At 73.5% G+C, this 20,526-nt stretch carries 19 protein-coding genes; 14 read left to right on the top strand and 5 right to left on the bottom strand.

Annotated elements, in window-relative coordinates:
- The coding region (locus tag E1300_RS25800) for a class I SAM-dependent methyltransferase (RefSeq protein WP_131759652.1) at positions 1–514 on the bottom strand (514 nt) is incomplete at its 3' end.
- 188 nt (positions 515–702) lie between these two features.
- Between E1300_RS25800 and E1300_RS25795 the strand changes: the two genes are divergently transcribed.
- From E1300_RS25795 to E1300_RS25750, 10 genes are all read left to right on the top strand, one after another.
- Complete coding sequence (locus E1300_RS25795; RefSeq protein ID WP_131759651.1) at positions 703–1,146, top strand: adenylyltransferase/cytidyltransferase family protein; 444 nt, start codon at positions 703–705, stop codon at positions 1,144–1,146.
- Positions 1,143–1,988 carry a CDP-alcohol phosphatidyltransferase family protein gene (locus E1300_RS25790; protein ID WP_131759650.1) on the top strand — a complete coding sequence of 282 codons (846 nt, stop codon included), beginning with the start codon at positions 1,143–1,145 and terminating at the stop codon, positions 1,986–1,988. The genes E1300_RS25795 and E1300_RS25790 overlap by 4 nt, the downstream gene beginning before the upstream one ends.
- Positions 1,985–2,416 carry an FAD synthase family protein gene (locus tag E1300_RS25785; protein WP_131759649.1) on the top strand — a complete coding sequence of 144 codons (432 nt, stop codon included), beginning with the start codon at positions 1,985–1,987 and terminating at the stop codon, positions 2,414–2,416. The genes E1300_RS25790 and E1300_RS25785 overlap by 4 nt, the downstream gene beginning before the upstream one ends.
- 234 nt (positions 2,417–2,650) lie before the next feature.
- Positions 2,651–6,244, top strand: a complete 3,594-nt coding sequence (gene mfd, locus E1300_RS25780; protein ID WP_131759648.1) for a transcription-repair coupling factor — start codon at positions 2,651–2,653, stop codon at positions 6,242–6,244.
- Between the two features lie 41 nt (positions 6,245–6,285).
- Positions 6,286–6,957: a hypothetical protein gene (locus E1300_RS25775; protein ID WP_131759647.1), complete on the top strand. Its 672-nt coding sequence runs from the start codon at positions 6,286–6,288 to the stop codon at positions 6,955–6,957.
- Positions 6,957–7,979, top strand: coding sequence for a nucleoside triphosphate pyrophosphohydrolase (locus E1300_RS25770; RefSeq protein WP_131759646.1), 1,023 nt, complete (start codon positions 6,957–6,959; stop codon positions 7,977–7,979). Before E1300_RS25775 ends, E1300_RS25770 begins: the two co-directional genes overlap by 1 nt.
- A 70-nt stretch (positions 7,980–8,049) precedes the next feature.
- Entirely contained in the window at positions 8,050–10,524 is a 2,475-nt protein-coding gene (locus tag E1300_RS25765; protein ID WP_165502992.1) for a penicillin-binding protein, read from the top strand.
- A 105-nt stretch (positions 10,525–10,629) separates the two neighbouring features.
- Positions 10,630–11,574, top strand: a complete 945-nt coding sequence (locus E1300_RS25760) for an NADP-dependent oxidoreductase (RefSeq protein ID WP_131759645.1) — start codon at positions 10,630–10,632, stop codon at positions 11,572–11,574.
- An 84-nt stretch (positions 11,575–11,658) separates the two neighbouring features.
- Entirely contained in the window at positions 11,659–11,859 is a 201-nt protein-coding gene (locus E1300_RS25755) for a hypothetical protein (RefSeq protein ID WP_131759644.1), read from the top strand.
- 91 nt (positions 11,860–11,950) lie between these two features.
- A complete protein-coding gene (locus E1300_RS25750; RefSeq protein ID WP_131759643.1) occupies positions 11,951–12,307 on the top strand; it encodes a tetratricopeptide repeat protein in 357 nt (118 codons plus the stop codon).
- A 38-nt stretch (positions 12,308–12,345) separates the two neighbouring features.
- Here the strand turns inward: E1300_RS25750 and E1300_RS53510 are convergent, their stop codons facing one another.
- The 4 genes from E1300_RS53510 to E1300_RS25730 all read right to left on the bottom strand — a co-directional run bounded on the left by E1300_RS53510 (position 12,346) and on the right by E1300_RS25730 (position 16,789).
- Entirely contained in the window at positions 12,346–13,701 is a 1,356-nt protein-coding gene (locus E1300_RS53510) for a sensor histidine kinase (protein ID WP_278045384.1), read from the bottom strand.
- Between the two features lie 199 nt (positions 13,702–13,900).
- Positions 13,901–14,938: an ABC transporter permease gene (locus E1300_RS25740; RefSeq protein ID WP_242619397.1), complete on the bottom strand. Its 1,038-nt coding sequence runs from the start codon at positions 14,936–14,938 to the stop codon at positions 13,901–13,903.
- A complete protein-coding gene (locus E1300_RS25735; RefSeq protein WP_131759641.1) occupies positions 14,928–15,743 on the bottom strand; it encodes an ABC transporter ATP-binding protein in 816 nt (271 codons plus the stop codon). Before E1300_RS25735 ends, E1300_RS25740 begins: the two co-directional genes overlap by 11 nt.
- The gene (locus E1300_RS25730; protein ID WP_131759640.1) at positions 15,740–16,789 is read right to left on the bottom strand and encodes an ABC transporter substrate-binding protein; all 1,050 of its coding nucleotides are present in this window, start codon (positions 16,787–16,789) and stop codon (positions 15,740–15,742) included. Before E1300_RS25730 ends, E1300_RS25735 begins: the two co-directional genes overlap by 4 nt.
- Before the next feature lie 331 nt (positions 16,790–17,120).
- Between E1300_RS25730 and eno the strand changes: the two genes are divergently transcribed.
- The 4 genes from eno to E1300_RS25710 all read left to right on the top strand — a co-directional run bounded on the left by eno (position 17,121) and on the right by E1300_RS25710 (position 20,490).
- The gene (gene eno / locus E1300_RS25725; RefSeq protein WP_131759639.1) at positions 17,121–18,404 is read left to right on the top strand and encodes a phosphopyruvate hydratase; all 1,284 of its coding nucleotides are present in this window, start codon (positions 17,121–17,123) and stop codon (positions 18,402–18,404) included.
- A gap of 19 nt (positions 18,405–18,423) precedes the next feature.
- Positions 18,424–18,882: an FtsB family cell division protein gene (locus E1300_RS25720; protein WP_131759638.1), complete on the top strand. Its 459-nt coding sequence runs from the start codon at positions 18,424–18,426 to the stop codon at positions 18,880–18,882.
- Positions 18,883–19,009: 127 nt separating this feature from the next.
- Positions 19,010–19,543 carry a DUF501 domain-containing protein gene (locus E1300_RS25715; RefSeq protein WP_131759637.1) on the top strand — a complete coding sequence of 178 codons (534 nt, stop codon included), beginning with the start codon at positions 19,010–19,012 and terminating at the stop codon, positions 19,541–19,543.
- A complete protein-coding gene (locus E1300_RS25710) occupies positions 19,540–20,490 on the top strand; it encodes a Ppx/GppA phosphatase family protein (protein WP_131759636.1) in 951 nt (316 codons plus the stop codon). Before E1300_RS25715 ends, E1300_RS25710 begins: the two co-directional genes overlap by 4 nt.
- Positions 20,491–20,526: the final 36 nt, after the last annotated feature.

The following is a 20,526-nucleotide window of genomic DNA, read 5'->3' as shown; positions in this document are numbered from 1 at the left end:
CTGAGCCCCGCGTCGAGCCCCGCGCCGTCGCCCGCGGCGCACGCGGGGGCTTGGCGCGGCGCCTGCGGCCCGGCGCGCGGAGCCAGCGCGGCAGCTTGCGGTCGAGGAAGCCGAAGGCGCTGTTGCGGTCCCGCAGGTGGACGAGCAGCAGCCCGCCCGGTTTCAGCGCGGCCACGAACCGGTCGAGCACCAGTTCGGCGTGCGGGGCGCGCTCGATGAGGTAGGACGCGTGGACCACGTCGAAGGCGCGCGGCGGCATCGGCACCGTGCGCAGGTCGCCCAGGTGCCAGGTGTCCAGGTCGGGCCGTTCGCAGGTGTGGGCCCGCAGCTCGGGGGTGTCGGTATCGACGCCCGTCACCTGGCACTCCAGGTCGCCGAGGTTCAGCCCCGTACCCCAGCCGCAACCGGCCTCCAGGATGTGGATCCGCTGCAGGGGCTTCTCGATGGCGTACTGGCGAGCGCGTTCGGAGAAGAGATCGCCGCCGTTGACCGGCGGCGTACGCAGATCGGTCACAGTCTCGCAGCGTAATCGCCCGGCTGCGCTCTGTCCGCAAATTGCCTTGTTGGTAGCGGACGTGTCGCGCCGGCGACAGGAGGGTGCCCGGTTCGTTCACCTCCGCGCCCGCTCCCGCTCACAAGCGAGACATCGAGGGAGTAAAGAGCTGCTAACGTACGTTGACTCGCGAGGCGCAAGGGGGATGGATGGACGGGGCGGTCGGCTTCTCGCCAGGGGTCTTCGACCTCTTCCACGTCGGGCATCTGGACGTCCTGCGCCGGGCCGAGCGCTCGTGCGGGCGGCTGGTCGCGGGCGTGCTGGCGGACGAGCTCGCCGAGGACCTCCTCGGCACCCGTCCGATCGTCCCGCTGATCGAGCGGATGGAGATCGTCGGCAACTGCCGGCACGTGGCCGAGGTCGTCGCGCTGACCCACGCCGACCTCCGCCGGGCGTGGCGCGACCTCCGCTTCGACGTGCTGTTCGCGGGCCCGCCGGACGCGGTCGTCCCCGCGGACGCCGAGACGCTGCTGGACGGCACGGGCGCCCGCGTCGTGCGCTTCACCGACCTCGTGGAGACGGCCAGTCCCGCACTGCGCGCCGCGCTGGCCGGCGAGTCCGGCGAGGCCGGAGTGAGGACGTCGGTCGCGTGACCGCACCCACCTCCGGGCCCGCCTCCGGCACGGCGCCCGCCCCCGCGCCGCGAGGGTTCCGCGACGCGCTGTCCCGGCTGGCGGGCGCGCAGAAGACCGCGAAGGGCGCCCCCGCCTACTCCCGGTTCGTCAACCGCAAGCTCGGCCGCGTGCTCGCCGCCGCGTCCTACGTGGCCGGCCTGACGCCGAACCAGGTGACGGGCATCAGTGCGTGCTTCACCTTCACCGGCATCGCGCTGATCGCCCTGGTCGAACCGGCGCCCTGGCTGGGCCCGGCGGTGTGCCTGGCCCTCGTCGTCGGGTACGCGTTCGACGCCGCGGACGGGCAGCTCGCCCGGCTGCGCGGCGGCGGCTCGAAGGCCGGCGAGTACCTCGACCACATGGTCGACAGCCTGAAGATCTCCGCGCTGCACGGTGCCGTGCTCGTGTCGTTCTACCGGTTCTTCGACCTGGACCACGCCGCGTACCTGCTGGTCCCGCTCGGCTTCACCGTCGTCGCCGCCGTCATGTTCTTCGGGATGATCCTCAAGGACCTGCTGGCCCGCGCGCACCGGGCCGCCACCGGGGCCCCGGCGCCGCCCGCGGCCGCCCCGTCCACGCTGCGCTCGCTGATGGTGATCCCCACCGACTACGGGCTGCTGTGCGTGGCGTTCGTGCTGCTGGGCTGGCCGGAGGCGTTCCTGCCGGTCTACACGCTGATCTTCGCGGGCAACCTGCTGTTCCTGCTCGCCGCGTCGGTCAAGTGGTTCCGCGAGGTCGCGGGCCTGGACGCCCCCGCCTCCGCCGCCCCGGCGCGGCCGGCCGCCGACCGGCCGGTCCCCGGCCCGCGGGTCCACCGGTGACCGCGCGGAAGGGCGTCGTCGGCTACGTGCCCGGCGCGTACGACATGTTCCACATCGGGCACCTGAACATCCTGCGCCGGGCCAAGGGGCAGTGCGACCACCTGATCGCCGGGGTCGTCACCGACGAGGTCCTCCAGGACGCCAAGGGACGCGCCCCGATCGTGCCGCTCGCCGAGCGCCTCGCGGTCGTCGGCAGCATGGCCTGCGTGGACGAGGTCGTCACCGACGTCTCCAGCGACAAGGTCGTCATGTGGGAGCGGCTCGGCTTCGACGTGCTGTTCAAGGGCGACGACTGGAAGGGCACGGAGAAGGGCGACCGGCTGGAGGCCGACCTCGGCGCCCGCGGTGTCCGGATCGTCTACTTCCCGTACACCGTCCACACGTCCAGCACGGCCCTGCGCCAGCTGATCACCGGCGGCCGCGGCTAGCGTGCCGCCCCGGCACCCGGCCCGGCTCCCCGCCCCGGCGCGGCGGAGCGCCGAGGCGCGGGACGCGGCGTCGGCGGGGGCGCGTAGGCTGGTACGCGGCACCGGGATCCGCACGGATTCCCGGTTCTTCGGGCTGCCCTGACGCTGGACGGGGGGCCCGGCGCAGGCACCCGCGCGGTGCCTGGGCAAGCCCCACGGGACGACCCCCGGGGGTGGATCGAGTAGCGGGCGAAGATGACGCTTTCTGGACTTGTTGACCTCGCGTGCGCCGACCCCGGCCTCGCGGCCGCGCTCGGCGAGGCGCGCTCCGACCACGACATCGTCGCGCCGCCGTCGCTGTGGCCGATCCTCGCGGCGGCGCTGAGCCGCACGACCGGCGGCGCCGCGGGACGGCGCGGCGCGGTGCTGGCGGTGACGGCGACCGGCCGGGAGGCCGAGGACCTCACCGCGGCGCTGTCGTGCCTCCTCGACCCGTCCCGCGTCGCGCACTTCCCGGCGTGGGAGACGCTGCCGCACGAGAAGCTGTCGCCGCGCTCGGACACGGTCGGGCAGCGGATCGCGGTGCTGCGGCGCCTCGTCCACCCGGACGCCGCCGACCCGTCCGCGGCGGGGCCCGGCGGGGACGCGGGGAAGGGCGGCGGCCTGGACGTCGTCGTGACGCCGATCCGCGCCGTGCTCCAGCCGATCGTGTCCGGCCTCGCCGACCTGGAGCCGGTGCGGCTGGCGTCCGGCGAGGACGCCGAGCTGGACGACGCCGTCCGCCGCCTGGTGGACGCGGGCTACCACCGCGTGGACCTCGTGGAGAAGCGCGGCGAGATCGCCGTGCGCGGCGGCATCCTGGACGTGTTCCCGCCGACGGAGGAGCACCCGCTCCGGGTGGAGTTCTGGGGCGACACCGTCGAGGAGATCCGCTACTTCAAGGCGGCCGACCAGCGCTCGCTGGAGGTGGCGCAGGACGGGCTGTGGGCGCCGCCGTGCCGCGAGCTGCCGCTGACCGCCGAGGTCCGCGAGCGGGCCCGGCGGCTCGCGGCCGAGCATCCGGCGCTGGAGGAGATCCTCGGCCGGATCGCCGACGGCGACACGGTCGAGGGCATGGAGGCGTTCTCGCCCGTCCTCGCCGAGCGGATGGAGCTGCTCACCGACCTGCTGCCCGAGGGGTCGGCGCTGCTGGTGTGCGAGCCGGAGCGGATCCGGACCCGGTCGGCGGAGCTCGTCCGGACGAGCCAGGAGTTCCTGGAGGCCAGCTGGGTCAACGCGGCCGCCGGCGGGGAGGCGCCGATCGACCTCGGCGCCGCGGCGTTCCGGTCGCTGGAGGAAGTCCGCCTCCACAGCACGGAGCTCGGCCTGCCGCGTTGGAACGTGACGGCCCTGAACCCCGGGGCGGTCTCCGGGGAGGAGTCCGGCGAGACGGGGCCGGTGACCTTCCTGGACGGCGCGGGCGAGGTCCTCGACCTCGGCGCGCACGCCGCCGAGGCGTACCGGGGCGACACCACGCGCGTCGTCGCGGACGTGAAGGGCTGGATCGACGGCGGCTGGCGCGTCGTGATGGTGACCGCCGGGCACGGTCCGGCGGAGCGGCTCGTCCAGCTTCTCGGCGAGGAGGGCCTCGGCGCGCGGCTGGCCGATCTGGCGGGCCCGCCGGAGCCGTCCCTCGTGAACGTCGCGACGGGGCTGCTGGAGAACGGCTTCACGTGGGAGTCGATCAAGCTCGCGGTGCTGACCGAGACCGACCTGTCCGGGCAGAAGTCGTCCACCAAGGACGCGCGGCGGATGCCGTCGCGGCGCCGCGGCGGCATCGACCCGCTCCAGCTCAAGGCGGGCGACTACGTCGTCCACGAGCAGCACGGCGTCGGCCGGTACGTGGAGATGGTCAGCCGGACGGTGCAGGGCGCCACCCGCGAGTACCTGATCCTGGAGTACGCCAAGAGCGACCGGCTGTTCGTCCCGACCGACCAGCTGGAGGAGCTGACCCGCTACGTCGGCGGCGAGGCGCCGAGCCTGCACCGGCTCGGCGGCGCCGACTGGCAGAAGGCCAAGTCGCGGGCGCGCAAGGCGGTCAAGCAGATCGCCGGGGAGCTGATCCGGCTGTACTCGGCGCGGATGGCGAGCCCCGGGCACGCGTTCGGCCCCGACACGCCGTGGCAGCGCGAGCTGGAGGACGCGTTCCCCTACGTGGAGACGCCGGACCAGCTCGCCGCCATCGACGAGGTCAAGGGCGACATGGAGCGGCCCGTCCCGATGGACCGGCTGATCTGCGGCGACGTCGGCTACGGCAAGACCGAGATCGCGGTCCGGGCGGCGTTCAAGGCCGTCCAGGACGGGATGCAGGTGGCGGTGCTCGTGCCGACCACGCTGCTGGTGCAGCAGCACCTGTCGACGTTCGCGGAGCGGTTCGCGGCGTTCCCGGTCGTGGTGAAGCCGATCAGCCGGTTCCAGTCCGACAAGGAGATCGAGGCGACGCTCGACGGCCTCGCGCAGGGCACCGTGGACGTGGTCGTCGGCACCCACCGCATCCTCTCGTCGCAGACCCGCTTCAAGAACCTCGGCCTGGTGATCATCGACGAGGAGCAGCGGTTCGGCGTCGAGCACAAGGAGGAGCTGAAGCGGCTCCGGACGCAGGTGGACGTGCTGGCCATGTCCGCCACGCCGATCCCGCGGACGCTGGAGATGGGCCTCACCGGCATCCGCGAGATGTCGACGATCCTCACGCCGCCGGAGGAGCGGCACCCCGTGCTGACGTTCGTCGGGCCGTACGAGGAGAAGCAGATCGCCGCGGCGATCCGCCGCGAGCTGCTGCGCGAGGGCCAGGTGTTCTTCGTGCACAACCGGGTCCGGTCGATCGACAGGGTCGCGGCGAACCTTGCGCGGCTCGTCCCGGAGGCGCGGGTCGCGACCGCGCACGGGCAGATGAACGAGCACGAGCTCGAACGCGTCATGGTCGACTTCTGGGAGAAGAACTACGACGTCCTGGTCGCGACGACGATCGTGGAGTCGGGCCTGGACGTCCCGAACGCCAACACGCTGATCGTCGACCGCGCCGACATGTACGGGCTGTCGCAGCTGCACCAGCTCCGCGGCCGGGTCGGGCGGGGCCGCGAGCGCGCCTACGCCTACTTCCTGTACCAGCCGGAGGTGCCGCTGACGGAGACGGCGCACGAGCGGCTCGCGACGCTGGCGCAGCACACCGAGGTCGGCGCCGGCATGTACGTGGCGATGAAGGACCTGGAGATCCGCGGCGCGGGCAACATCCTCGGCGCCGAGCAGTCCGGGCACGTCGCCGGGGTCGGGTTCGACCTGTACGTGCGGATGGTCGGCGAGGCCGTCCGGGAGCTGAAGGACGGCGGCGGCGAGCCGGAGACCGTCGAGACGAAGGTCGAGCTGCCGGTCGACGCGCACCTGCCGCACGAGTACGTGCCGGGGGAGCGGCTGCGCCTGGACGCCTACCGGCGCATCGCCGCGATCACGTCCGAGGACGAGATCGCCGCCGTCCGCGACGAGCTGAAGGACCGGTTCGGGCCGCTGCCCGTCCCGGTGCTGAACCTGCTGGAGGTGGCGCGGTTCCGCGCCAAGGCGCGGCGGGCCGGGCTGACCGACGTGACCGTCCAGGGGAACTTCATCAAGTTCGCGCCCGCCGACCTGCCCGACTCCAGGCAGGTGCGGTTGCAGCGGCTGTACCCGAAGAGCATCCTCAAGCCGTCGACGGACACGCTGCTCGTGCCCGCGCCGAAGACGGCGCCGCTCGGCGGCCGGCCGCTGCGCGACCAGGAACTGCTGAAGTGGGCGACGGACCTGGTCGAGGCCCTGTTCCTGGAACCCGCCCGCGCCTAAGCTGGCGGTCCCCCCGAAGATCACCGATGGCAGGAGCAATCGTGGGTAAGGCGTTCGGCAGGCCCGTCAGGATCACGGCGGCCGCGCTGGCGGCGGCCGGCGCGCTGGCCGGCTGCGGCGGCGACCGGCAGGTGGGCACGGCCGCGCTCGTCGGCGGCGACCGGATCACCGTGACCACGCTGAGCCAGACCGTCCGCGACTGGCGGTCGCAGTTCGCGAAGGACAGCGTCGCCAACCAGATGCGGTCCAACCCCAACGACCCGACCGGGCAGATCGGGGCCGACTCGGGCGAGTCGGACGTGCGGGGCGCGCTGACCCTGCTGGTGAACTTCCGCGTCGCCGCCCGGATGGCCCGCGACCAGGGCGTGGCGGTCCAGGAGTCGCAGACCGACGCGATCGTGTCGCTGCTCGACCAGCGCGGCGGGTCCGGCTCGTTCACGCTGGCGAGCGGCCTGCCGCGGGAGCGCACCCGGGACGTGGCGCGCTTCCTCGCCACCCAGCAGCTCGTGATGCGGCGGTTCGGCGCGGACGGCAACCCGCAGAGCCCGCAGACCGCGCAGGCCGGGCAGAACTGGAACCAGCTGTTCCGCACGACCGCCGACCGCATGCACATCAAGATCAACCCGCGCTACGGGACGTTCGACCCGGCGCGGGGCGACATCGGGCCGGTCGCCTACCGGCTGTCCAGCCCCGAGACCGGCGTCGAGCGCTGATGGGCCTCACCCTGCTCGCGACCACGCACCGGGTCGCGCCGGGCCTGCTGTCCTGGAAGGCGTGGGAGGCGCTGCGGTCGGCCGCGCGCGTCCAGGTGCGGCCGGGCCATCCGCTGCTGCCCTACCTGCGCGAGGCGGGGGTCGTCCCCGAGGAGGTCGCCGAGCCGGACGCGGGCGCGCTGGTCGCGGCGGCGCGGCGGGAGGACGTCGTGTGGGTCGCGGCGCCGGAGGGCGACGAGGCGCTGATGCGCGGGATCGGCACGCTCGCCGTCGGCGACCCCCTGGACGTCGAGGTCCTGCACGGCTCGTACGACCTGCCGGGAGCGCGCGTCCTCGACCTCGTGTCCGTGATGGACACGCTGCGCCGCGAGTGCCCGTGGGACCGCGAGCAGACGCACGCCACCCTCGTCCCGTACCTGCTGGAGGAGGCGTACGAGGTCGCCGACACCGTCGAGTCCGGCGACCTCGGCGCGCTGCGCGAGGAGCTCGGCGACGTCCTGATGCAGGTGGCGTTCCACGCGGCGGTCGCCGCGGAGCGGGACGACGAGACGGCGTTCACCATCGACGACGTGGCCGCCGGGATCGTCGACAAGCTCGTCCGCCGCCACCCGCACGTGTTCGCGGACGTGAGCGTTTCCGGCGCGGACGAGGTCAACGCCAACTGGGAGCGGATCAAGGCGGCGGAGCGCGCGGAGAAGAGCGGCGCGGACGCGTCGGCGCTCGACGGCGTCCCGATGGGGCAGCCCGCGCTGTCGCTCGCCGCGCAGCTCCAGCGCCGCGCGGACCGGATCGGCGCCCCCGCGGCCCCGCCGGAGACCGGGCCGGAGAACGGATCGGACAACGGCTCAGGGAACGGCTCGGAAAACGGCGCGGGCGGCGGTGATGACCTGGGCGTAAGGCTTTTCGAGCTCGTCCGGGAGGCCCGCGAGCGGGGCCTCGATCCCGAAGCGGAGTTGCGCGCCGTTTCACGGGTATTCCGCGACCGTGTCAGGGCGTGGGAACGGCGACGGCAGAACGACTGAATCGGGCGATATCCACCATGGAATCGCCGATGGGGTGGTCTGGCGCGGTACGCACGTCTACCCTGGGCCCGTGCCGATCGAGGCCGGAAACGACGGCGGGGACGCCCTGGACGACGGAGCCCCCGCACCGGCGCGCCGCCCGCGCCGCGTGCTCGCCGGATCGACGACGCGCGCCGAGAAGGCCCGCGCGATCCGCGGCTTGGGCGCCTTAGGCGGCCTGGCCGGCCTGCTCGTCGCGCTCATGCTGCTGCCCACGGCCTGCACCGCGGGCGTCGGCGCCCGCGACGCCGCCGACTGGTTCGAGAGCGAGCCGGACGGGCTGAGCACCTCCGGCGTCCCGCAGCGCTCCAAGATCCTCGCCGCGGACGGCTCCACGCTCGCGACGTTCTTCTACCAGAACCGGGTGGACGTCCCGCTCGACCGGATCGCGCCGGTCGCCCGGCGCGCGGTGCTCGCCATCGAGGACAACCGCTTCTACCAGCACGGCGCCATCGACTCGCAGGGCACGCTCCGGGCGCTGGCCAGCAACCTCACCAGCGGCCAGGTCACCCAGGGCGGCTCCGGCATCACCCAGCAGCTCGTCAAGAACCTCCTGCTCACCCAGGCCGACTCGGCCGCCGAGCAGCAGGCCGCCAAGGAGGTCACCGCCGCCCGCAAGATCCGCGAGCTGCGGTACGCGGTGGCGCTGGAGAAGCGCTTCTCCAAGGACGAGATCCTCCGCCGCTACCTCAACATCGCCTACTACGGCGACGGGGCGTACGGCATCGAGGCCGCGTCCCGGCACTACTTCTCCAAGCCCGCCGCCCGGCTGAACCTCGCCGAGGCGGCGATGCTCGCCGGCGTCGTCCGCTACCCCTACGCCTACGACCCCGTCCACCACCCGGAGGCGGCCCGCGAGCGCCGCGACATCGTGCTGCGCCGGATGGCCGACCTCGGCTGGCTCGGCCGGGACGTCGCGGACCGCACCGCCGCGCAGCCCATCAAGCTGCACGTCCAGGACGTCAAGAGCGGCTGCGTGAGCAGCAAGGCGCCGTTCTTCTGCGACTACGTGCAGCGCGAGATCCTCACCAACCCCGTGTTCGGCGCGACCGCCGGGGACCGGGAGAAGCTGCTCAAACGCGGCGGCCTCACGATCCGCACGACGCTGGACTGGCGCGCCCAGCGGGCCGCGCAGCGCGCCGTGGACGGGCACGTCCCGCGGAGGAACTCGGCGCGCAAGGCCGCGGCCGAGGCGATGGTGCAGCCGGGCACCGGCGAGATCAAGGCGATGGTCGTGGACCGCAAACTCGGCTCCGACAGGGTGCGCGGCAAGACCTGGATCAACTTCGCCGCGGACGCGAGCCACGGCTCCAGCATCGGCATGCAGGCCGGCTCGACGTTCAAGGTGTTCACGCTCGCCGCCGCGCTGGAGGAGGACCTGCCGTTCGGCACCCGGCTCATGGCGCCGCGCAGCTACACGCCCGTCGGGTACCGCGACTGCAAGGGGCGCCGTGTCGGGGACGCGAGCGCGTCCCTGCGCAACTCCGCCGACGGTGAGGGCGGGCGCACGTTCAGCCTGGTCACCGGCACGCACCACTCGGTCAACACGTTCTTCCTCGCGCTGGAGAAGAAGGTCGGCCTCTGCGAGACCGTGAAGATGGCCGAGCGGCTCGGGATGAAGCAGGCGAGCGGCAAGCCGCTGGAGCAGTACCCGTCGTTCACGCTCGGCTTCAACCCGGTGTCCCCGGTGCGGCTCGCGGCGGCGTACGCGGCGTTCGGCGCCCGCGGCCGGTACTGCTCGCCGGTCGCGATCCGGCAGATCACCGACGCGTCCGGGCACAAGCTCAAGGTCCCCGGCGCCGGCTGCGAGCAGGCCCTCGACCGGGGCGTCGCCGACGCCGTCAACCACGTCCTGCGCGGCGTCCTCACCAAGGGCACGGCGCGGGGCATGGGGATCGGGCGGCCCGCGGCCGGCAAGACCGGCACGGTGGACAACTTCTCCGCCGCCTGGTTCGCCGGGTACACCCCCGACCTCGCGGCGGCCGTCTGGGTCGGCGACCCGCGCGGCGGCTACAAGTACCCGATGGACAGCCTCTGCATGGACGGCGAGTGCTACGGCGCCGTCTTCGGGGCGACGATCCCCGCGCCGATCTGGCAGCAGAGCATGGAGGGGGCGCTCGCCGAGACGCCCGCCGCGTCCTTCCACGAGCCGCCGTCGCACTACTTCAGCGAGGGCTCGGGCGAGGACAAGGTGAAGCTGCCGGACGTGCGCGGTATGCGCGTCGGCGCGGCCGCCGCCCGGTTGCGCCACGCCGGATTCAGGGTGGCCGTCGGCGGCTCGGTGACGTCCACGGCGTACCGCGAGAACACCGTCGCCGAGATGTCGCCGGGCCCCGGCTCCGCCGAACCGGGCGACACCGTGACACTGCGCCCGAGCCGCGGCCCCGGCCCCGGCGCGCACGACCCGGGCCCGGACGACCCGTTCCCGCAGCCGACGTTCGGCCCCGAGCCGCCGGTCACGCCGTCCCCGGAACTGCCCACGATCCCGCCCGCGCGGCCCGGCTGACCTGCGCGTTCGCGGCCCCGGCGGTGTGATCGCCCGGCCGGTCGGGTAGATCATCGTTCGGGGCCGCAGCCGCCCCGGGGGTTCTCGATCGGGGGGACGATCGTCATGCGAGCCATCGCCGTGTCCGAGTACGGCGCCACACCGGCGCTCATCGACGTGCCGCGCCCGGAGCCGGGGCCCGGCGAGATCCTGGTCAAGATGATCGCGGCGGGGATGAACCCCATGGACTGGAAGGTCGCCGACGGGCTGCTCAAGGACACCGTCGAGGCGCCGTTCCCGCTGATCCTCGGCCAGGACGGCGCGGGCGTCGTCGACGCGGTCGGCGAGGGCGTGACCCGCCTGCGGCACGGCGAGCAGGTCTACGGCTCGTTCTTCGGCCTCGCGCGCGGCCTCGGCAGCTACGCCGAGTACACGCTCGCCGCCGCCGACGGCCCGGTCGCCCGGATGCCCGACGGGATGATCTACACGCAGGCGGCCGCGGTGCCGACCGCGAGCCTGACCGCGCTCGCCATGGTGGACGAGGCCCGGATCGACGGCGGGCAGACCGTCCTCGTCGTCGGGGCGACCGGCGGGGTCGGGCAGAGCGCCGTCCAGCTCGCGTCGCGGGCGGGCGCGAAGGTGATCGCCACCGCCCGCGCCGACATGGCGGGCACGATGCGCAGGCTCGGCGCCGACGAGACCGTCGACCACTCCAAGGGCGACCTCAACGGCCAGGTGCTCGCGGCCCACTCCGACGGCATCGACGCCATCCTGGACATGGTCAGCGACACCGGCGGGACCGAGCAGCTCGCGCAGCTCCTGCGGCCCGGCGGCGCCTACGTCAGCACGATCTGGGCGGTCAACCCCGACGCGATGGCGGCGCGGGAGGTCCGCGGGACCAACATCGAGAGCGCGCCCACGGCCGAGCTGCTGGACCGGCTGTCCGCGCTGATCGACGCGAGCGAGCTGCGCGTGACGGTCGAGCGCGAGATCCCGCTGGAGGAGGCGCCGGCCGCGCTGGCCGCCGCCCGCGCGGGCGGTGCCCGCGGCAAGACCGTGATCCGCCTCTGAAGATCGCCCGCGGAGGTGAGACCCGGCGCCGGCTGGGCATGCAGGGCGGGGACAGCGATGGCGCCGGATCCGGAAGGGACGCGAATGGACGACGCAGCGAAGCGGGAGAGGCTCGGCATCATCGAGGAGGACCTGGAGCGGCTGCGCGCCGCGATCCCCGAGCGGACGGACGGCCCGATGGACGCCGTGGACGCGGCCCAGGAGCTCACCGCCCGCGAGGAGCTGCTCGGGCAGATCGAGCAGCTGGAGGCCGAACGCGAGCGCCTCCAGGACGAGCTGGGCTGACGCGCGCACCCGCCGCCGGGGGCGTCCGGGAACAAAGGGGCGGGGCCCCCGGTTCAGGGTTGCGTCAAGCAACCTATGGGAGGGGGCCGCGGTGACCAGCTACGAGGAGTTCGAGAGGGCGACCCTGTTCTTCGACGCCCGCGACTACGCGGGCGCGGCGCGCCTCCTCGCGCCGATCGCCGCCGGGGACCCCGGCAACCGGTCGGTCGTCGAGCTGCTCGGCCGCGCGTACTTCCACAGCGCCCAGCTCGGGCGCGCGGAGGAGACGTTCCGCCGGCTCGTCGAGCTCGACCCCTGCAACGGCTGGGCCTACGAGGCGCTGGCCCGGACCCTGGAGCGGCGCAGCCGCCCGGACGAGGCCCGGCGCTTCCGCAGGCTCGCCCGCGCCATGGGGGCCGAGGCGTCCGAGGAGATCGAGGTCTCGGTGACGGCGGCCGACCTGGCCTGATCCCGGTCCCGGATTGACCGAGTCTCGCGGGGGCGGTCTCAGCGGTCGCCGGGCCCCTGCCCGCCGGTCCGGTCGTCGCCGGTCACGGCGGGCAGGCGGACGACGAACCGCGCGCCGCCGGCGGCGTCGGCCCGGTCGGAGACCGTGAGCGAGCCGCCGTGCGCCGCGGCGATGTCCCGCGAGATCACGAGGCCGAGGCCGGTGCCGCCGGCGTCGCCGTGCCGGCCGTCCCCGAGCCGGGTGAAGCGCTCGAAGATGCGCTCCCGGTCCTCGGGGGCGACGCCGGGGCCGTCGTCGATGACCTCGACGACGGCCGTGTCCGGCGGGTCGAGCCGGACGGTCAGCGTCACCGCCGACACCGCGTGCCGGTCGGCGTTGTCGATGAGGTTGGTGAGCAGCCGGGCCAGCTCGCTCCGGCCGCCGTCCACCCGCACCGGCCCCTCGGCCAGCACGGTGACCTGGGCGCGGCGGGGCCGCCGCAGGACCTCCTGGTCCACCAGCTCGGTCAGGTCCACGACTTCGCGCGCGAAGTCGCGGTCCGCCTCCAGCCGCGCCAGCGCCATCAGGTCGTCCACGACGGCCGACAGCCGGTCGGTGTTGCTCAGGACCGCCCGCAGCGTCTCGGTCACGTCCGTGGCCTCCGGGTCCGCCAGCGCCAGCTCCAGCTCCATGCGCAGCCCGGTGAGCGGGCTGCGCAGCTCGTGCGAGACGTCCAGGATGAACGCGCGCTGCCGCGCGACCGCCTTCTCCAGCCGGTCGAGGGTGGCGTTGACGCTCTCGGCGAGCAGCGCGACCTCGTCGCGGCGCTCCGGGACGGGCACGCGGCGCTCCGGGGAGCTCGCGGTGATCTCCTGGAGCTCGCGGCGGATCGCCTCCACCGGCCACAGCGTCCGGTTCGCCGACCGCCACGTCATGGAGGCGACCAGCCCGGTGACGAGCACGATGCCGAGGCCGAGGAGCGCGGCGACCAGCGGGCGCGGCAGCAGCCCGACCTCCGGCGCGAGCGTGTAGACGAACTTCTCGTCGCGGCCCATGCCCACCCGGAACTCGACGAACTGGAAGCACGGGCCGCCCGGCGCGTCCACGTGGCAGGTGCGCCCGTCGCGGCGGTCGTCGTCCGGCGGCGGGGGTGGGAGCCGGGCGGGCGGGCGGCCTCGCATCGGCGGGCTGGTGGCGAGGATCCGGCCGTCCGCGTCGACCACCTGGTGCAGTTCCTCGGGCGCGTAGATGTCCTCGCGCAGCGCCCCGTAGTGGATCATCGTGACGACCCGGCGGCCCTCGCGGGCCAGCTCCCGGGTCAGGTCGGCGCTGACATGCCGCCTGATCAGCACGAGCGTCGCCGCGGCGATCGCGGTGGACAGCAGGAGGGCCGTCAGCGCCGCCGACAGCGCCACCCGGGCGCGGATGTCCGGGTGGCGCAGCGAGACCCGCCTGCCCCAGCGGGCCGGTTCCCCGGCCGAGGAGCGGGGCCGGACACGGATGACGGCCTCCTCCGGTGCGCGATGCCGTTACCCGGTGTTCCTTGCCAGAACAGGGCAAACGCGACCTTAGGCGGCGGGTAAGAGATCGTCCGGGCCGGGTCAGTCCCGCGGGTCAGTCCTGGTCGACGCCCCAGCGGGTGCGGATGGCGCGGTCCGCGACCCCGAACAGCTGGTCGATCACGATGCCGATGATCAGGATCACGATCATGTAGGAGATCATCTCGGCGGTGGCGTTGAGCTCCCGGGCCTGCGAGAGCAGCACGCCGAGCGAGGTCGTGTCGCCGATGATCACCAGCAGCTCGCCGGCCATCAGGCTCCGCCACGCGAACGCCCAGCCCTGCTTCAGCCCCGCCACGAACGACGGCAGCGAGGCGGGCATGATCAGGTGCCGGTACAGCGTCAGCCCGCGCAGCCCCATCACCTTGCCGGCGCGCAGCAGGATCGGCGGCGTGTAGTCGACGCCCGCGATCAGCCCGTTGGCGATCGAGGGCGCCGCGCCCAGCACCACCACGAACAGGATCGCGCTCTCGCTGAGCTTGAACAGCAGGATCGCCAGCGGGAACCACGCGATCGACGGCATCGTCTGGAGCCCGGTGATCAGCGAGCCGAACGCGCGGCGCAGCACCCGGAACTGCGACACCAGGGCGCCCACCACGACCCCGACCCCGACCGCGACCGCGAACCCGATGACGGCGCGCTGCATGGTCAGCCCGACGGCGTCCCAGAACCGGCCGCTCGTCACCTGGTCCCAGAAGATCGGCAGCGTGTCGCCCGGACCCGGCAGGACCCAGGGGTCCTTCCAGCCGCTCCACACCACGACCTGCCAGGCGAAGAGGGCGATCAGGACGGCGGTGACCATGGGCCAGACCGCCGACCAGGACCGCTGGAGCAGCCGTCCCGACCTCCCGCCGCCGCCGAGCTCCAGCGCGTCCAGCCCCGCCAGCTCGCGCTGGAGGCGGCTGTCCGGGACCGGAGCGGCGTCCTTCCGCAGGACGGTGTCCTTCGGGGGCGCGGTGTCCTTCGGGGGCGCGTCGTCCTGCGGGACGGTGTCCTCAGGGACGGTGCCCTCAGAAACCGTGTCCTCGGGGACGGTGTCCTGGGGGAGGCCGTCCCGTGCCGTCGTGTCCCGTGCCGTCGTGTCACGCGCCATGGCGGCCGACCTCCTCGCGCAGCCGGTCGGTGATCGTCGCGGCGAGCGCCGCGACCTCCGGCGCGTCGATGCGCCGCGGCCGGTCCATCGGCACGGGGAACTCCTGGACGACGCGTCCCGGCCGGCTGCTGAGCAGCACGACGCGGTCGCCGAGCCGCACGGCCTCGCGGACGTTGTGCGTGACGAACAGCACGGTCAGGCCGCGGGTGCGCCAGATCCGCTCGATCTCGTCGTGCAGCAGGTCGCGGGTCATGGCGTCGAGGGCGCCGAACGGCTCGTCCATCAGCAGGACGGTGCCCTGCCCGCCGCCGCCCTCGCCCGTGCTCTCGTCCTCGGTGAGGGCGAGCGCGCGGGCGAGCGCGACGCGCTGCCGCATACCGCCGGAGAGCTGGTGCGGGCGCTTCTTCGCGAAGCCGCCGAGGTGCACCGAGTCCAGCAGCTCGGCGGCCCGGGCGCGCCGCTCGGCGCGGGGGACGCCGCGCATCTTGAGCGCGAGCTCCAGGTTGCCGGTGACGGTGAGCCAGGGGAACAGGGCCGGCTCCTGGAACATGAGCGCGACCCGGGCGCCGCCGGTGTCGATCGTCCCGCCGCTCGGCCGGTCGAGGTCCGCGACGAGGTTGAGCAGCGTGCTCTTGCCGCATCCGGACGCGCCGAGCAGGCAGGTGAACTCGCCCGGCGCGACGTCGAGGGACACGCGGTCGAGGGCGAGCAGCGAGTCGCCGCCGGTTCCGAACGCCTTGGAGACGCCGTCGAGCCGGACCGCGGCCGCGGTCCGGCTCGGGGCGGCCGTGACGGCCTGTGTCATTTGTCGCTGACCTGTGCCTTCCCGCTCGCCTTGAGCACGTCGTTGAGGGCCGCGAGGTTGTAGATGCCGTTCAGGTCGGTCTTCTGCAGCAGGCCGATCTCCTCGGCGTGCGCGGCGCCCTGGGTCAGCGAGGACGCGACCGGGTCGGTGGTGAACTCGATCTCCTTGAACGCGGAGTCGAGGACGTCCTGCTTGAGCGGCTTGCCGCTGAGCTTGGTGAGCGCGTCGTTGACGACGGTCTTGGCCTCGGCCTGGTTCTTGTTGATGTAGTCGGTGGCCTCGACGACGCCTTCGAGCAGCTTCTTCACCACGTCGGGGTGCTTCTTCTCGAACTCCTGGCTGACGAGGAGGTTCGTGATGACGAACTTGCCGTTGGGCCAGAGCGTCTTCTCGTCGAGCAGCTTCTTGCCCTTGTTCTCCAGGATGAGCCGGGACGCGTAGGGCTCGGGGACCCAGGCGCCGTCGATCTCGCCCTGCGCGAAGGTCTGGAGCGTCTGCGCGTTGTCCTGCGGGACGATCTTGACGTCGCCGCTGCCGTCCTTGTTGGCGGTGAGGCCGTTCTTCTTCAGCCAGTACCGGACGGCCACGTCCTGGGTGTTGCCGAGCTGCGGGGTCGCGATCTTCTTGCCCTTGAGGTCCTGCACACCGTTGATCCCGGGCTTGACGACGAGCGCCACGCCGCCGGAGGCCGCGCCGGAGATGATGTGGACGGCCTTGCCGTGCGACTTCGACCAGGCGTTGATGGACGGGTTCGGCCCGACGAAGGTGGCGTCGATCGCGCCGGAGAACAGGGCCTCCACGGCGGCGGGACCGGCGTTGAAGGTGGCGGTCTTCGGCGCGGTGCCGAGGTGCTTGGCGAAGATCCCCTTCTGCACCCCGACGAGCGCCGTCGCGTGGGTGATGTTCGGGAAGTACCCGAGCTTGAGCTGAGTGGGAGCACCGGACTTGTCGCCGCCGTCGTCGTCGCCGCACGCGCTGAGCGTCCCCGCTGATGCCAGGACGGCCAGGGCTGCGGCGGCGATGCGCCCGCGGAGTCTGCGATGCATTGTCACGTTTCCCTACTTATCAGGTCGATTTGACGTGCACAGTAGATAAGGAAGGCAATGATCCCGTCAAGTCGCTTGCGCGGAACGGTTCCGTAACGACCCGTGCCCAGCTCGGCGGCGGTGTGGGATGGGACACACGGGACGGGGAAATATGTACGCCCGGACCGCCCGGAACGTCCCATCCGGCCGGGGAACGGCGAGCCAGGTGGGCGCCGTCGCGCGGGCGCGGATAGGCTCGGTGGGCCCGCGGCGGGCCGGACGGGGAAACCGGACGGCCGGCCGGCGGGCGGAAAGCAGCCGCGAGACCATCCGCATCACCAGGGAGTTGCCCGTGTCGTCGATCGAGGCCGTAATCGCCCGGGAGATCCTTGACTCCCGCGGCAATCCGACCGTCGAGGTCGAGGTGCTGCTCGCCGACGGGACCGAGGCGCACGCCGCCGTCCCGAGCGGCGCGTCCACCGGCCAGTTCGAGGCCGTCGAGCTGCGCGACGGCGGCGAGCGGTACGGCGGGAAGGGCGTCCGGAACGCCGTCAAGGCCGTCAACGAGACGATCGACGAGAAGCTCGTCGGCTACCCCGCCTCCGACCAGCGGCTGATCGACCAGCTCCTCGCCGACCTGGACGGCACGCCCGCCAAGTCCAAGCTCGGCGCCAACGCGATCCTCGGCGTGAGCCTCGCCGTGGCCAAGGCCGCCGCCGACTCCGCCGGGCTGCCGCTGTTCCGCTACGTCGGCGGGCCGAACGCGCACCTGCTGCCCGTCCCGATGATGAACATCCTGAACGGCGGCGCGCACGCCGACACCAACGTCGACGTCCAGGAGTTCATGATCGCGCCGATCGGCGCCGCGACGTTCTCCGAGGCGCTGCGCTGGGGCGCCGAGACCTACCACGCGCTGAAGTCGGTGCTGAAGTCCAAGGGCCTGAACACCGGTCTCGGCGACGAGGGCGGCTTCGCGCCCGACCTGCCGAGCAACCGGGACGCGCTCGACCTCATCCTGGAGGCGATCCGCAAGGCCGGGTTCGCCCCCGGCCGCGACATCGCGCTCGCCCTGGACGTCGCCGCCACCGAGTTCCACGCCGACGGCCTCTACGCGTTCGAGGGCACCAAGCGGTCCGCCGACGACATGGCCGCCTACTACGCCGAGCTGCTCGGCAACTACCCGCTCGTCTCCATCGAGGACCCCCTCGACGAGGAGGACTGGACGGGCTGGCAGGGCCTCACCGCCGCCGTCGGCGACCGCGTCCAGCTCGTCGGCGACGACCTGTTCGTCACCAATCCCGAGCGGCTCGCGCGCGGCATCGAGTCCGGCGCGGCGAACGCGCTGCTCGTCAAGGTCAACCAGATCGGCACGCTCAGCGAGACGCTCGACGCGGTGTCGCTCGCCCAGACCAGCGGCTACCGCTGCATGATGAGCCACCGGTCCGGCGAGACCGAGGACACCACGATCGCCGACCTCGCCGTCGCCACCAACTGCGGCCAGATCAAGACCGGCGCGCCGGCCCGCAGCGACCGCGTCGCCAAGTACAACCAGCTGCTGCGCATCGAGGAGCTGCTCGACGACGCGGCCCGCTACGCCGGGGCCGCCGCGTTCCCGCGCTTCCGCGCGGAGGGCTGACCGGGGCCCGGGACACGCGATGGCACAGGACGGTGAGCGGGACGCGCCCCGCGGGGCGCGCGACGACACGGCCGGCGGCGCCGGGGGCGGCGGCGGCCGCCGCGGCAACCCGGCGCTGACCAGCCGCGCCGCGATCCTGGCGGTCGTCGTCTGCGCGATCGCGCTGAGCCTCGCCTATCCCGTGCGCGAGTACATCGCCCAGCGCAAGGAGATCGCGGACCTCCAGCACAAGGAGAACGTCGCCCGCAAGCAGGTCGACGAACTCGCCCAACGCAAGCAGCAACTGGGAGATAAGTCGTACATTGAGCGGGAGGCGACGCGAAGGCTCCATTACTGCCGCCCGGACGTGAAGTGCTACATCGTCCTGGACGGCGGCGGTGACGGCGGGCAGCAGGCCCGCAAGGGCGGCCCAGCGACCAGGCCGCCCTGGTACGAGACGCTGTGGCGGTCCGTCGAGACCGCCGACAGACCGCGCTGAGCCGCCCGTCCCGCGACCAGGCGGGACGGGCGCGGCGGAGGCGGCCGGCGGGTGGGGCCGGACGCGGCCACCGCGGCGCGGTGAGGGCAGGACACGGATCGAGGGATCCGCGGGTGGGGACAGGCAGATGATCGACGAACGCTACCGGCGAAACGACGAGGCCGCGGTCGCGGCGCAGCTCGGCCGCGAGCCGCGCGGCATCCGCCGGACGGCCTACCGCTGCCCGTGCGGGCTGCCCGCCGTCATCGAGACGGCGCCGCGGCTCCCGGACGGCACCCCGTTCCCGACGCTGTTCTACCTGACGTGCCCGAAGGCGGCCTCGGCGATCGGCACGCTGGAGGGGAGCGGGGCGATGCGCGGGATGCAGGAGAGGCTCGCCGCCGACCCGGACCTGAAGGCGGAGTACGCCGCCGCGCACGACGACTACCTGCGGCGCCGCGACGAGGCGGCCCGCGAGGACGGCATCGAGCCGCTCCCGGAGGGCATGCAGAGCGCGGGCGGCATGCCGGAGCGCGTCAAGTGCCTGCACGCCCTCGTCGCCCACGAGCTGGCCGTCCCCGGCGCCAACCCGTTCGGCCGCGAGGCGCTGGAGGCGCTGCCGGACTGGTGGCGCTCCGGGCCCTGCGTCCGCGCCGCCGACGACCGGGAGGGCGCCCAGTGACCCGCGTCGCCGCCGTCGACTGCGGTACCAACTCCGTCCGCCTCCTGATCGCCGACATCGTCCCCGGCGGGGACGGCGGCACCCTCACCGACGTCGAGCGCCGGATGGAGATCGTCCGGCTGGGCGAGGGCGTCGACCGGACCGGGCGGCTCGCCCCGGCCGCGCTGGAGCGCACCTTCACCGCGATGCGCGGCTACGCCGAGCTGATCGAGCGGCACGGCGCCGCGAGCGGCGAGGGGCCGATCAAGACGCGGGTGGTCGCGACCAGCGCCACCCGCGACGCCGCGAACCGGTCCGACTTCGTCGACGGCGTGGTGGAGATCTTCGGCGTCGTGCCCGAGGTGATCAGCGGGGACGAGGAGGCCGCGCTGTCGTTCACCGGCGCGACCCGCGAGCTGGCCGGGCTGCGCCCCGCCCGCCCCTACCTGGTCGTCGACATCGGCGGCGGGTCCACCGAGTTCGTCCTCGGCAGCTCGTCGGTGGCCGCGGCCCGCTCGGTCGACATCGGCTGCGTCCGGATGACCGAGCGGCACCTGAAGGACGGCGACCCGCCCTCGCCCGAGCAGATCTCCAACACGGTCGCCGACGTCGACGCGGCCCTCGCGCGCGTCCGCGAGACCGTCCCGGTGGACGAGGCGCGCACGCTCGTCGGCCTCGCCGGCTCGGTCACCACCGTCGCCGGCATCGCGCTCGACCTGCCGGAGTACGACCCGGCGCGGATCCACCTGTCCCGCATCACCGCGACGCAGGTCCACGAGGTGACGCGGCGGCTGCTGCACGCCACCCGCGCCGAGCGCGCCGCGTTCGGCGTCATGCACCCCGGCCGCGTCGACGTGATCGGCGCGGGCGCCCTCATCCTCGACCGCATCATGCGCGAGTACGGGTTCGGCGCCGTCGTGGTCAGCGAGCACGACATCCTGGACGGCATCGCCTGGTCCCTGCTCTGAGTTCTCTGGGCGAAGCCCCGGGGGTCTGGGGGTCCG

This window comes from Actinomadura fibrosa (genome assembly GCF_900659615.1).
Classification (GTDB): domain Bacteria; phylum Actinomycetota; class Actinomycetes; order Streptosporangiales; family Streptosporangiaceae; genus Spirillospora; species Spirillospora fibrosa.
The sequence above is the reverse complement of the archived record's forward strand: the minus strand, read 5'-3'. Positions and strand labels throughout refer to the sequence as shown.

Bases quoted from the DNA above. Each gene is read 5' to 3' on its own strand.
- E1300_RS25730 (WP_131759640.1), bottom strand. From the start codon at position 16,789: ATGCATCGCAGACTCCGCGGGCGCATCGCCGCCGCAGCCCTGGCCGTC.
- E1300_RS25720 (WP_131759638.1), top strand. From the start codon at position 18,424: ATGGCACAGGACGGTGAGCGGGACGCGCCCCGCGGGGCGCGCGACGAC.
- E1300_RS25795 (WP_131759651.1), top strand. From the start codon at position 703: ATGGACGGGGCGGTCGGCTTCTCGCCAGGGGTCTTCGACCTCTTCCAC.
- E1300_RS25735 (WP_131759641.1), bottom strand. From the start codon at position 15,743: ATGACACAGGCCGTCACGGCCGCCCCGAGCCGGACCGCGGCCGCGGTC.
- E1300_RS25715 (WP_131759637.1), top strand. From the start codon at position 19,010: ATGATCGACGAACGCTACCGGCGAAACGACGAGGCCGCGGTCGCGGCG.
- E1300_RS25740 (WP_242619397.1), bottom strand. From the start codon at position 14,938: ATGGCGCGTGACACGACGGCACGGGACACGACGGCACGGGACGGCCTC.
- mfd (WP_131759648.1), top strand. From the start codon at position 2,651: ATGACGCTTTCTGGACTTGTTGACCTCGCGTGCGCCGACCCCGGCCTC.
- E1300_RS25760 (WP_131759645.1), top strand. From the start codon at position 10,630: ATGCGAGCCATCGCCGTGTCCGAGTACGGCGCCACACCGGCGCTCATC.
- E1300_RS25770 (WP_131759646.1), top strand. From the start codon at position 6,957: ATGGGCCTCACCCTGCTCGCGACCACGCACCGGGTCGCGCCGGGCCTG.
- E1300_RS25755 (WP_131759644.1), top strand. From the start codon at position 11,659: ATGGACGACGCAGCGAAGCGGGAGAGGCTCGGCATCATCGAGGAGGAC.